Origin of the sequence: Actinomyces urinae, from assembly GCF_900119695.1 — a bacterium.
Taxonomy (GTDB): Bacteria; Actinomycetota; Actinomycetes; order Actinomycetales; family Actinomycetaceae; genus Gleimia; species Gleimia urinae.
In genome coordinates, this window is the sequence record NZ_LT632547.1 from 934,569 (window position 1) to 947,155 (window position 12,587).

At 55.5% G+C, this 12,587-nt stretch carries 9 protein-coding genes; 6 read left to right on the forward strand and 3 right to left on the reverse strand.

Annotation, left to right across the window (positions count from 1 at the left end; genetic code table 11):
- Positions 1-60 precede the first annotated feature (60 nt).
- The 3 genes from BQ7114_RS05620 to BQ7114_RS05630 all read right to left on the reverse strand — a co-directional run bounded on the left by BQ7114_RS05620 (position 61) and on the right by BQ7114_RS05630 (position 5,297).
- Complete coding sequence (locus BQ7114_RS05620) at positions 61-3,108, reverse strand: FAD-binding and (Fe-S)-binding domain-containing protein (RefSeq protein ID WP_083431758.1); 3,048 nt, start codon at positions 3,106-3,108, stop codon at positions 61-63.
- Positions 3,109-3,204: 96 nt separating this feature from the next.
- The gene (locus BQ7114_RS05625; RefSeq protein ID WP_072343035.1) at positions 3,205-3,744 is read right to left on the reverse strand and encodes an NUDIX hydrolase; all 540 of its coding nucleotides are present in this window, start codon (positions 3,742-3,744) and stop codon (positions 3,205-3,207) included.
- Positions 3,744-5,297: a hypothetical protein gene (locus tag BQ7114_RS05630; RefSeq protein ID WP_143236797.1), complete on the reverse strand. Its 1,554-nt coding sequence runs from the start codon at positions 5,295-5,297 to the stop codon at positions 3,744-3,746. The genes BQ7114_RS05625 and BQ7114_RS05630 overlap by 1 nt, the downstream gene beginning before the upstream one ends.
- A 222-nt stretch (positions 5,298-5,519) precedes the next feature.
- Between BQ7114_RS05630 and BQ7114_RS05635 the strand changes: the two genes are divergently transcribed.
- The 6 genes from BQ7114_RS05635 (at position 5,520) to BQ7114_RS05660 (ending at position 12,532) form a co-directional block, all read left to right on the forward strand.
- On the forward strand, positions 5,520-7,745 hold the full coding sequence (locus BQ7114_RS05635; RefSeq protein ID WP_072343041.1) for an alpha-galactosidase: 2,226 nt from the start codon (positions 5,520-5,522) through the stop codon (positions 7,743-7,745).
- 32 nt (positions 7,746-7,777) lie between these two features.
- Positions 7,778-9,049: an ABC transporter substrate-binding protein gene (locus BQ7114_RS05640; protein ID WP_072343044.1), complete on the forward strand. Its 1,272-nt coding sequence runs from the start codon at positions 7,778-7,780 to the stop codon at positions 9,047-9,049.
- A 68-nt stretch (positions 9,050-9,117) separates the two neighbouring features.
- Positions 9,118-10,020: a carbohydrate ABC transporter permease gene (locus tag BQ7114_RS05645; RefSeq protein WP_072343047.1), complete on the forward strand. Its 903-nt coding sequence runs from the start codon at positions 9,118-9,120 to the stop codon at positions 10,018-10,020.
- Positions 10,020-10,853: a carbohydrate ABC transporter permease gene (locus BQ7114_RS05650; protein ID WP_072343050.1), complete on the forward strand. Its 834-nt coding sequence runs from the start codon at positions 10,020-10,022 to the stop codon at positions 10,851-10,853. Before BQ7114_RS05645 ends, BQ7114_RS05650 begins: the two co-directional genes overlap by 1 nt.
- A gap of 21 nt (positions 10,854-10,874) precedes the next feature.
- Complete coding sequence (locus BQ7114_RS05655) at positions 10,875-11,894, forward strand: LacI family DNA-binding transcriptional regulator (RefSeq protein WP_072343053.1); 1,020 nt, start codon at positions 10,875-10,877, stop codon at positions 11,892-11,894.
- A complete protein-coding gene (locus tag BQ7114_RS05660; RefSeq protein ID WP_072343056.1) occupies positions 11,894-12,532 on the forward strand; it encodes a sugar O-acetyltransferase in 639 nt (212 codons plus the stop codon). Before BQ7114_RS05655 ends, BQ7114_RS05660 begins: the two co-directional genes overlap by 1 nt.
- Positions 12,533-12,587 lie beyond the last annotated feature (55 nt).

Here is a 12,587-nt window from a genome sequence, read left to right on the forward strand (position 1 = left end):
TACCTCTATTGTGTCATGAACGCGGTGTGGTTTAACACCGGATTTCTTAGCTTGCAGACATCACGAGCTGGTCCCTGGATCGTTTTGGTTTTGTTTGATTAACGAGGCGAGGTGCACTCCGCCGCGCCGCGCCAACTGCTCCGCCTGGGTGCGGCAAGAGAATCCGTCGGCCAAATAAATCGCATCCGGGTGCTCGGCAAGGGTGGGAAGCAAAGACTGTTGCGCCACCTTTAGCGAAGTCTCGTAGTGGCCCGCTTCCATTCCAAAGTTTCCAGCCAGACCGCAGCATCCAGAGAGCTTGATCAACTTGGCCCCCGCGCGGTTCAACAGAGTCTCGTCCGCATCCCAGCCCATCACCGAATAGTGGTGGCAGTGAGGCTGGGCCACCACCTCTTTACCCATCAAGTTAGGCATCCAATCCGTTGAATCCGGTCCGATGGGAGCCGGCGCCGTGAGGAGTTCTGCCAGCGTGTAGACAGCTGAGCTGACGGTTTCTATCTCTGCGTCAATATTCAGATCCAGAGCATCGTCGCGAAGTACCGCTGTGCATGATGGTTCCACCCCAACGATCGGGATGCCGGCAAGCGCAAACGGGGTTAGATGCTCGACCAGCGTGGTGATTTTTTCGCGTGCCTTATCGAGCTGCCCGGTTGTGATCCAAGTTAGACCACAACAAAGATCGCGTGGTGGTAGTAGCGGCGTGTATCCGGCTAATACCAAGACGTCAATCATGTCTCTAGCACCCGCATCATTAATGGATTGCGAGAAAGAATCTGCCCACAACACAACGTACTTCTTATCGTTTTCGGATCGAGGTACGGAGCTGGTTTTGCGCGCACAAGTATGCTTTGACGCCCAGTTGTTAAACAGATGGTTTTGCAAATGCGGCATCTGCCTGCGTGAGTCTATGCCGGCGATTTTGAATGCCAGATTTCGTATCGGAGGAATCTTCATTGCTGCATTAGCTATCGCCGCCATTGCGGGAATAGTGGCGGTGAGCCTGGTCCACACCGGTAGACGTCCCAGAAGATAGTGCGAGGCGGGGCGCACCTTTCCCCGATAGCGCCGGTAGTAGACCTCGGACCGGTACTTCGCCATGTCAATGCCCGCCGGGCAATCCGACGCGCACGCCTTGCAGGCTAGACACAGGTCAAGGGCGCGGCTCACGCGCGGATCATCCCACGTTGCGATGAGCTCACCGCCTGCTAGTTCTTCGAGGATCCGCGCTCGACCCCTCGTGGAATCAATTTCGTTTTTGGTTGCATTGAACGAGGGGCACATGAACTCCCCGCCCCCACTGTTGTCAGCGCGGCACTTAGACACGCCGGTACAACGGTGCACCGCAGTGGTGAAGTCCGCGTGGTCGTGGCGGAATTGGAATCCGGTTGCGGCCGGAATCGGTTTAGCGGCGGGGCGGCGCAACCCGATCTCAAGATTATCTGGCGCTATCTCTTCTTGCAGTTGCTCAAACGCGTGGTGATCCGGGTGCGAACCCGCAGGCCCTACCAGGGGCTGCGGCCGCGTTAAAACTCCCGGATTCATTAGGTTTTCCGGATCAAATAGATGTTTTACCGCCGCAAAAAGTTGGAGCATCTGCGGGCTGTACATGTATTTAAGTAGCTCGGACCTTGAGCGCCCATCCCCGTGTTCACCCGACACGGACCCACCGTACTTGCCCAGCAGTTTCGCGCTGTCGATCAAGAATCTTTTAGATTTGCCAACTCCGGCTTGCGAACCAAGCGGCATGTCTAGTCGAACATGGACGCAACCATCTCCAAAATGCCCGTACAGCAGGCCGCTAATCCCATAGTCATCCATAAGGGCAGTGAAATCCTGCAGGTAGTCACCCAGATTCTCTGGAGGAACAGCCGCGTCCTCCCAACCGGGCCAAGCCTGCTCATTACCGCCCACAACGTTGCCGTCACCATCCAGCTCAACGGGCGTGCGGCCACCAAGACCGGCACCGTCTGCGCGGATACGCCACAATCGGGCCGCATCGTCCCCGGGTGGATAGATCACAACGGCATCCGAGTTTGCGCCAGCTGCCATGTCATGCGCACGCCTCATCGCATCATCGAGGTCTGCCCCGCCGATCTCGCACATGAGCCATCCCTCGCCCGCGGGAAGCTCAGGCACAGCGCCGGGACCCTTGTGTACGCGTACGACATCAACGAGGCGCTTATCCAGTCCTTCAACAGCGAGGGGCTTATGCGCGAGGATTGCGGGCACATCCCGCCCGGCCTCGATCATGTTCGAATAGCCGATGGCCACGAGGACGGGGGCATGGGGAATATCCACGAGTTTAACTTCGATTTCAAGCACGCACGCAAGCGTGCCCTCAGTTCCAACCAGCATGCCCGCCAGGTTGCCGCCATTTTCGGGTAGCAGGTATTCCAAGGAATATCCGGACACCTGCCGGCTAAACCGGTCCATCTCGGTGCGGATGGGAGCCAGGTTTGCCTCGATCAACTCCTGCAGGCCGGGAACAGCGGCAAGATCTCCTTGGCCTGCAGTGAAGTGGCGGCCATGCCCGTCCACAACCTCCAAAGACACAATGTTTTCGGACGTCTTACCCCACGCGGTTGCATGTGGACCGCACGCATTGTTGCCCACCATGCCACCGATTGTGCACCGGTTTTGCGTGGACGGATCCGGCCCAAAACGCAGCCCGTACTGGCCCGCCTCCTTCTGCAGGGTTGCTTCGATACAACCCGGTTCTACAATCGCCGTTTTCTTTTGCGGATCCACCGAGAGCACGCGGTTCATGTGGCGCAAGAAATCGATAACCAAGCCCGGGCCAATCGCATTACCCGCGCACGACGTGCCCGAACCACGGGGCGTAATCGGCATGTCCAGCTCGCGCGCAGCGTTGATAGCGAGGATGGCCTCCGCCTTATCTACCGGGGCAAAAACAACGCTAGGAACCACGCGGTAATTGCCGGCGTCCGTGGAATATAGAGCCCTCGCCGTCGTAGTGAAATCGAGTTCACCGCTAACCCGTCCGGACAGGCGGGAGGCAAACTGGCGCAATACTTCGGTATCCGGCTGGTTGGGATCCGGATTATTCGGGTAAAGCGTTTTAAACGATTCAGCAGAAGCGGTAGGCATACCTTCAGTGTGTCATGAGTTTGTCCTCTTTTGAGGAAGTGTCCAGCCACAGAAAGGCAACGCACCTTACCTTCGCGATCCGGTGCCTTTTCGCGGCTAAGCCCGCTGAGCCACCACCGCCAACGCACTCAAACTAATCGAGTCGCGAAGTTCTCCCTCTCGGATCATCTCGCCCAACTGTCCTCTTGAGAACCAGTCCTGCGCCTGAACCTCACCGTCACAGGCATCTCTGGCCACGTCCTCGCCCGCCACTTCTACAAGCACAACGGCCACCTCGGAAGCTAAGAAACCAGAATCTGGAAATACCATTCCCAAGAACTCGCCGGCCTTAGCGCTAATCCCCGTTTCTTCGTGTAACTCCCGCAGAGCCGTCGCCACCGGATCAGTGTCCGAAACTTCCGCCATGCCGCGAGGCAGCTCCCACAGCTCGCGTCCAACCCGGATGCGCTCTTGACGCACCAAGAGTACGCGGCCCGTATCGCTAGCAATCGGAACCGCTACAGCGCCAGCAAAAGAGGCCTCGCCCACGCTCACGCGGTAGTGCGTCTGGGACTCTCCCACGGGCGTGCTGACGCTCCTGCTGTCAACACGGACCGGGAAATCCGGGGCGCTCCACTCCAGTTTCCAGCCCACCATTACAGATCCTCCTCGTTACTCATCGTCAAAGTAGCTGTCATTGCAGATCCGCGAAGCCGGAAAAGCTCTGCCAAATCGTCCCACGGCAAACCGGCAACAACACCCAAAACACCGGCAACCGCTACCGCAATAATCTGCGCGCCCGTAGACATATCCGTCAAGTCCGTCATCAAACCCAACGCAGAAATCACAACCGCCAACACGGACATAGACAAAACACGCATGAGCGTCACGAACTTCCTGTGCGAATGCGTATCCCGCGCGCTCACAGCCTCACGCGCAGCGTAGGCCATGTCAAACATTGCCTGCCGCTCACCGCGTTGAATCAGGTCTCGCGCAGACTTTCGGGTTAGCAGATAGAGCTGGGCGAACACAGGAGGTGCGATTACGAGCATGTGGTCCAGTATTTCTCCCTCGATACGAATCGTCTGCGCCTGACGCGAGGAAAAAGCGCGGTCGCGCACCCGTTGCAGCCGTGAGCGGCCCGGCAGTGTGAGGCCGTAGCGCGCGGCCAAGTCCTCGTTACTAGCATCGAATGAGTTGTCGTAAAACGACAGGTACATTGCGCCGTCTTGGCTGGCAATGGCGCGGTAATAGGCGCGCGACCACATGCCCATCGCCATTCGCGCCTCGTGCCACGTGGTGTCCGTGTCGAGTGCGCGCGCGGAGCGATCTCGCGTGCTTGGAGCCGGTTCAGCCTCGCCCTCATTCGCGGTCATCCACGCGAAAACACTGCCCGTCACTTCTTTGCGGAAGTTTGACGTTTGCTCCACAACGAATCGTGCCAGAGGCCTTGGTTGCTCATCCCCCAGTTGCTGCGCCAGCGTTTGCCGAAGCGCTCCCGACACATCGAGCGGAGCAGCGCCCGTCCCTCTATCCCAGCGGTCGACCGCTACGAGGCCATGAACGATGGCCTGTGCCCACTGATCTTGTGCACGCCGGATCAGCGCTTCAATCCGCTGATCTTCAAGCTCGTTCGCATAATTTGTGAGGCCCGCCCCGCGCACCCAATGTTCACCAATCGCGTGGCACAGCCAGTCATTTGGAGCAGCATCGGCCATTGTTGCCATGCGCGCCGAAGAGGCTTGCAAGAACGCCGGATCACGCACTTTCTGGAGCTGCAGATCAACGTTTACGAGGTCACCTTGGCCGGCCTTCGCGCCTCGCATCGCTGGAATCCTCCGGTCACTGTCTCCATCACAGCTATCGGCATATTGGTCAGGCTCGGGCTGGCATTTCACTTTGAGAGGAAGCACAGTTTCGGGGCCAAGCCCGAGCTCTCTGGCAACGCCTTGCGGTCCGAGCGAGAGGAAGAAGATACCGTCAAACAGCTGATTTCGGTCGATGGTGAGTACATCACCCAGCAGGATCGCGGTCCGCAAAACTGCAATTAGCCGCCGCGTGGCTTCCGCGCTGCCGTGCTGGCGCCACATGCTGGCTTGGCGTACCGAGTCGAAGTCCGCCACCTGGATTTGGCGTGGCTCCTCACTGGTTATACCGCCAGCGAGCCCACCTTGAATATCTTTTAGGTCGTGCACACTAGTGTCGCTCACGTAGCAATAATGACAGGCCTACACGTAGCAATAATGACAGGCCTAACTGCCCGGTTCAAGGCTCGCCTACACGTGGGATCAATCATGATGCGTCTATAGGAATTCAAGACTAAGAACAAACATAACGGTTTGGTAACTACTCTCCGAGGACTGGTCTACGCGTGTAGATCCTGTTAGTTTTGTCACTGCAGAAGCGTTTGGCGCAGTTCAAAGGAGACCCGCGTGAAAGATAAAGCAATCGACGCCGTATACATGTGCGCCGGAGATACCGGATTTATTCTGGACAATTCGTTCGGCGGAATCCCCCAGGTTTGCTATTGGGGCCCGATCTTAGGCACTCTCACCGCAAGTGACGTCAAGGCGGCGGTTACTAGCAATCGAGAATCCTTGGATGGAAACGCACCTGATAACCACGTTTTCTCCACCCTCATTCCGCTGGAATCTGACGGTTGGTTGGGGCGTCCCGCGCTTGTTGGACATCGCGCCGACGGAACTAGCTGGTCGCCGCGCTTTAGCTGCGCGGAGATAGGGCTTCCTGAGAATTGCCTTGTTGAAGACGGAGTCGCGTTCGTTGACAACCAGCCCGTTACATTCTCTACAACTTCAGATGGCTCGCAACTCGCTCTAAAGATTTTCGTGGAGCCGTTCGAACAGGGCCCACTGCGTATCCGCGCGGAGCTAACCAACCTTTCCGAGTTCGATTATCACTTGGAAGAGCTGGGCATCTCGCTCAATTTGCCGCTAGAAGCTAATGAAATCTTCGATACCACCGGAAGGTGGGGTAAGGAACGAACAGGTCAGCGCCGCCCCGTAGTCCTCGGCTGTGACCTACGCGAAGGACGCCACGGACGCACCGGATTTGACGCTCCCGGCTTCACTTTCGTTGGTCCGAAAGGCTTCTCGTTCCGCCAAGGCGAAGTTTGGGGCCTACACACCGCATGGTCTGGCAACCACCGCACCTGGGTGGAAAAGTCCATCGGCGGCCAGCAGATCATTGCAGGTTCGGAAGTGCTCATGCCCGGTGAAGTCACACTGAGCAAGGATGAAACGTACTCGACTCCTTGGTTCTACGCTGTGCACGGTTACGGCCTAGACGACGCTGCCCAGCAGGTACACCGCTGGTTCCGCAGCCGCAAGAATCACCCAAAGACTGAGCGTCCCGTAACCCTTAACGTATGGGAAGCGGTCTACTTCAACCATGATCTTCCGAAGCTCCAGAAGCTCGCTCAAAAGGCTGCCGAAATTGGCGTAGAGCGCTTCGTCCTAGACGACGGCTGGTTCCTCGGCCGCCGCGATGACTTTAAGGGACTTGGCGACTGGTACGTAGATGAAGATGTTTGGCCAGATGGACTATCGCCATTGGTTGACATGGTGCACAACCTCGGTATGCAGTTCGGGCTCTGGTTTGAACCGGAAATGATCAACGAAGATTCCAACCTGGCCCGTAAGCACCCGGACTGGATCATGGCCGCGCAGGGAAGCACCGATGCAAAAGACCTACCGCTACAGTGGCGCCATCAACAGGTTCTCAACATCGCAATCCCGGAAGCGTTTGAGTATGTTAAAGACCGCGTCGTGTCGCTAGTACGCGAGTATTCGATCGACTACATCAAATGGGATCACAACCGTGACCTGATTGAAGCGGGTAACACTCAGCTTGGCGGACGCGCTGGCGTATCTGCTCAAACACATGCTGTTTACCGCCTGTTTGACGAGATCAAGGCAGAATGCCCCGGCCTCGAAATTGAAAGCTGTTCTTCTGGAGGTGGCCGCGTAGATCTAGAGGTCCTGCAGCACACCGACCGATTCTGGGTATCGGACTGTATCGATCCGGTTGAGCGCCAAGAGATGACCCGCTGGTACAACCAGGTGTCACCGCCGGAACTCATGGGCACGCACGTAGCATCAACCCAATCGCACACCACTGGACGCCACTCCACTATGGCCATGCGTGGTGGCACCGCTCTTTGGGGCCATTTTGGAATCGAGTGGGACATTCTCGAAGCTACCGACAGCGAGATGTCCGACCTGAAGGATTGGATTGCGTTCTACAAGTCGAACCGCGACTTCCTCCACTCTTCGGACATTGTTCGTTGCGAAACGCCCGATGAAACGATTTGGCTACACGGAGTAGTAGCAAAGGATAAGTCCCACGCACTATTCCAGATGGTTACGCGAGGCCGCTCCGCTATCTCTCCACGCGGAAGGCTGCGCTTTAGCGGATTGGATGATTCGCGCACCTACACTATTCGTCCTGTACTCGTTGGTAGCGAGCCCTCGGGGTTGGTGCCGCCACTGTGGTTTGGCAAGCTTAGCCAGCCCGCTGAAGATGGCCGACGCTACTTTGATGGAATCACTACCACCGGTTCCGTTCTTCAAAATTCCGGTGTGCAGACACCCCGTCTACACACTGACCAGACGCTACTTTTCGAAATAGTCGAAAAGTAGGAAACCAATAAAGACGAAGGAGTCTTTTCACGATGAGAAAAGGGAAAATTTTCGTTGCAACCGTAGCGGCATCAGCACTGGCTCTTGGCCTAGCTGGCTGTTCGGGAGGCTCTGGCTCTGATTCAGGAGGCAGTGCTGACGGCGGATCCATTGACGTGTTCATGAACATGCCTACCGGTTCGCCTCAGGAAGCCGAGATCAAGGAGCTGACCGCAAAGTTTGAGAGCGAAACGAATTCAAAGGTAAATCTCACCATCGCGTCCTCTTCGTTCGAAGATGACATGAAGGTCAAGATGGCTTCGGATTCAGTGCCAGACGTGTTTTCAACGCACGGCTGGTCTGTTAACCGCTACAGCCCCTACTTGCGCCCATTGAATGACCGGCCTTGGGCGGAGTACGTCAGCAAGGGCCTCGACAAGGTCATGTATGACGCTGACGGAAACATCTACGCCCTTCCTCTTGAGTACTCAACCACAGGACTCTTGGTCAACTACGAAATCCTCGACAAGGTAGGTGTTGACCCGGATTCGCTAAAGACCTGGGATGACGTCGACGCCGCCATGCAGAAGATCAAGGACGAGCTCAATATTTCCCCGATCACTGCATCCGGTAAAGAATCCAACGCAGGTGACATTGGCAACTACATTGCTTCTGGCGCATTTACGCCCGAGCAAAACGAAGCGTTTAAGAATGGCGATTTCAGCACTGAACTTTGGGCTCAGGGCGTAACTTCGCACGTTCAGAAGTGGCAGGAAAAGGGATTCTTCAACCCTGACTACGTGTCCGCGACGCTTGACGACATGTCGCGTCAGCTAGCTGACAACACCGCAGCTTTTGCGATCTCTTGGCCGTTCGTTCTTTCCACGGCTTACGAGTACAACCCGGATGCAAACCTTGGCTTCATGCCGATGCCCGGCGTTGACGGACCGTACATGGTTGGTGGCGAAGGCGTGAGCGCATTCGGCGTTTCCAAGACCAGCCAGAACGAAGAGCTTGCTTTGAAGTATGTTGACTTCCTTGCACAGCCAGAAAACGCAAAGCCATTCCTTGGGGCCATGGGCGCTTACGCTGGCCTAACCAACGTTGAAGTAGACCTGGGCAACCTGCAGCCGAGCTTCGACAAGTACGTTGCCCCGGGCGAGATTCCGACCATGCCGTTCTTCGACCGTCTCTACCTGCCTAACGGCATGTGGAACACCATTATTACCACCACTGATGGCGTGATCAATGGTCAAATGACAGCGGAAGTTGCTGCTCAGCAGATGGCAGACCAGTACCAGACGCTGTACTCACAGCAGAAGTAATTATCTGCTTAGAGGTGGGGTAAAATCGCCAGATTTTACCCCACCTCACTACCACGATTAGGTGAACCATGAGTGATACAAAAACAGCGGTGCGCAGATTTTTTAAAGGTTCTTCTGTGAACCTAATGTATGTTCCCGCTTTAACAATCTTCGCTATCTTCCTCGTATGGCCCGTGCTCCAGGGCGCATACCTATCCACCACCAGTTGGGATGGATACTCTCCAACTCTTTTCAGTGCAGGATGGTCTAACTACGCGAGATTAGTACGCGATCCCAACTTTCTTGTGGCAGTGCGTAACACGTTCATTTACGGAATTGGAAGCACGATACTGCAGCAGATCATTGGCCTCTTTCTAGCAGTACTGCTAGAGCGTTCCGGCAAGATTTCCAACAGCGTGCGAGCCATTATCTACCTGCCGGTCCTCATCTCACCGGTCGTTATGGGCACCTTCTACTACCTCGTATTCCGGTTCCGCCAAGGCGCGTTGAACGGGATCCTGGAAGCGTTTGGTGGTCAGCCCGTCGCATACCTTGCAAACTCCAACTTTGCTATCGCCGTAATCGTATTCATCAACTCGTTCCAGTTCGTTGGCGTATCGATGATCATCTACCTATCCGGACTGCAGTCGATTCCAACAGAAGTTCACGAAGCCGCCCAACTTGACGGCGTTAACGGCTGGCAACAGTTCAAAGACATCACCTGGCCAATGCTCCACCCGGCATTCGCAGCTTCCGTTGTTATTAACCTAATCGGCGGACTCAAACTCTACGACATCATTAAGGTTCTAACCGATGGAGGTCCGGGCTTTGACACCAACTCCGTTTCAACGTTGATTGGACGCACCTACTTTGGCAGTCAGGCCGCCGGCTACGCAGCCGCGCAGGGCGTGGTGCTGTTCTTCATAATCGTTCTATTCACGGTTATTACAAACCGCTGGCTTGATAGGCGCGCTACGAGGGTGGGTCTGTGATGAGTGAAAATAAGAATTCTTTGAAAACTCCTAAGCTCATACTTTTCCTCCTGGTACTGGTCTGCCTTGTACAGTTAGTACCTTTCTACCTAGGCGTGGTTGCGTCCTTTAAAGGTTCGCGAGATCAAAGCTCTGCGTGGGCGATCCCATTTGGAGAATCCACATTTGAGAACTTTGTCATCGCCTGGGAGCGCGGACACGTAGGCCAAGCCATTTTAAACTCGGCCATTGTTACTATCCTGGCTACAGCCATCGTGGTAATTGTTGGCGCACTGGCCTCCTACCCGCTTGCGCGACGCCGGACAAAGTGGAATCAAACTATCCTCATGCTGACGCTTACCGTCATGATGATTCCCCCGCTGTCCATCCTTGTTCCCTTGATCCGTCTGCTAAAGAGCTTCGGCATGATGAACACCTACATGGGCCTAGTTTTGCCGCTGGCAGCTTTCGCTCTTCCCCAGGCGATCTTCCTGTACACGCAGTCTCTGCGCGGTATCACCGGAAGTTTGGAGGAAGCCGCGAAAATCGATGGAGCAGGAACGCTACGAACCTTCTTTTCTATCGTTTTGCCGCTACTAAAGCCCGTGACAATCACGGTAGTTATCCTTACCGGCACTAACGTTTGGAACGAGTTTGCGCTGAGTAGCTACATCATGACTACAAATGAGATGCGCACGTTGGCCCCCACTATCGCGTCCTTCTTCGGCGCGGCCGGATCCAACGTGAACGCAGCAATCGCCGGATCGTTCCTCGGCGTAATCCCCGTGCTAGTGGCATACCTGTTCTTGCAAAAGTACTTCATGAAGGGCATGCTTGCAGGCGCAGTAAAGTAATGATTTCAAGGTGGTGGCAACGTGCGGGCTGGACCAAAACGACGGGTAACTCGAGATGAGGTGGCCGCTCGAGCTGGCGTCAGCTCCGCCGTTGTCAGCTACGTTGTGAACAACGGCCCCAGGCCGGTAGCTGAGAGCACCCGCCTTAGAGTGCTTGAAGCTATAGAGGAGCTTGGCTACCACCCCAGTGGCACTGCAAGAGCACTACGGCTTGGAGCTAGGCAGACGTGCGGCGTTGTTATCCCCAACGTGAAACACCTGTTTAACTCCGCCGTAGTGCACCGATTGGACCAAGAGCTGTCGCGTCACAACCTTTCCATGCTGCTTTCTAACACTCACGACAGTCCCGAAACAGAAAAACTAATAATCCGAGAGATGCTCTCATGGGGAGTGGACGGACTCATTATCATGATGTCAACCCTCAACGACGAGTGGCACCACAAAAAGCTTCCCGTACCTACCATTCTGTTGGACCGTCGGAGTGGCTTGGAGCACTTCACCACCCTTGGGCCCGATTTTGCTGCGGGCGGCAGAATTGCTACTCAGCATCTAATCGACCACGGACACGAAGAAATTCTGGCGGTATTAGGTGGCTTATTTCCCGGCGATAACACGAGGCTGGCTGGCTACCAAAGGGCGCTATCCGATGCAGGCTTGCAGTCCCTCACTCCAATCACGACTTCATGGTCGCTAGAGGGCGGATACGAGGCTGGAAAGCAGTTTCTAAAACTAGATTCACGACCATCCGCCGTGTTCTGTTTTTCTGATGCGCTAGCTATTGGCTTCCAAAAAGCAATAACGGAAGCGGGCGTGCGTGTTCCACAAGACGTTGCCATCATGGGGTTCGATGGCACGGACACTGTTAAGTACGTTCAACCCCGGATTACCACGGTAAGACAGCCGATTGACGAGATGCTTACCACCGCAGTTGAGATCCTCGTAAAGGAACCTTACGAGCCCGTAAAAGAACACATGATCTTCCCGGTATCACTGGCGCCCGGAGAATCTTGCGGCTGCCCCCGAATAGAAGGAATAGACTGATGACCGCTTATTTTTCGGAAGAGGGAGTTCGCAGACGCATAGAAGAACGCGAACTGTACTGCGATGCGTACGAAGGCCTGGAAGGCCTCAAAAGCGAGAGGGACCGGGCTAAGCGCCTGGTTGCACGCTTCAATCAAACAACCGTAGATGACGAGGCCCTACGCAAAGAACTCATTGCGGAACTGTTTGGTGACAGCGCTTCAAATGCTTTCCTCGAGCCGCCTATTTCCGTTGCTTACGGACACCGCACAACTTTTTCTGGTAATGCTTATGCCAACACGGGTTTGACGCTTGTAGATGACTACGAGATCAACATTGGCAAGAACGTAATGTTTGGCCCCAACGTGACTCTAACGTCCACTAACCATCCGATTCACCCTAAGTTGCGTGAGGATGGCACGCAGTTTTCTGCTCCCATCAACATTGAAGATGACGTGTGGATCGGTGCGCACGCTGTAGTACTTCCCGGAATAACCATTGGCAAGGGCTCTATTGTGGGCGCCGGAGCCGTGGTGACCAAGAATGTGCCTCCCATGTGCGTTGTAGCTGGCGTTCCCGCAAAAATCATCAGGCGAATCACCGATGAAGATCTCGAGTGGGAGTACAGGGCGCCTGGAACTCTGGAGTTCGAAAAGTAGCTCAATTGGCATAACACGCTGCCCGCGCCGAAACTTTTCCGTTCCTTTTCACAGG

Excerpts from the sequence above, each read along its gene's own strand:
- BQ7114_RS05620 (WP_083431758.1), bottom strand. The coding sequence starts at position 3,108 with ATGCCTACCGCTTCTGCTGAATCGTTTAAAACGCTTTACCCGAATAAT.
- BQ7114_RS05625 (WP_072343035.1), bottom strand. The coding sequence starts at position 3,744 with ATGGTGGGCTGGAAACTGGAGTGGAGCGCCCCGGATTTCCCGGTCCGT.
- BQ7114_RS05640 (WP_072343044.1), top strand. The coding sequence starts at position 7,778 with ATGAGAAAAGGGAAAATTTTCGTTGCAACCGTAGCGGCATCAGCACTG.
- BQ7114_RS05645 (WP_072343047.1), top strand. The coding sequence starts at position 9,118 with ATGAGTGATACAAAAACAGCGGTGCGCAGATTTTTTAAAGGTTCTTCT.
- BQ7114_RS05650 (WP_072343050.1), top strand. The coding sequence starts at position 10,020 with ATGAGTGAAAATAAGAATTCTTTGAAAACTCCTAAGCTCATACTTTTC.
- BQ7114_RS05660 (WP_072343056.1), top strand. The coding sequence starts at position 11,894 with ATGACCGCTTATTTTTCGGAAGAGGGAGTTCGCAGACGCATAGAAGAA.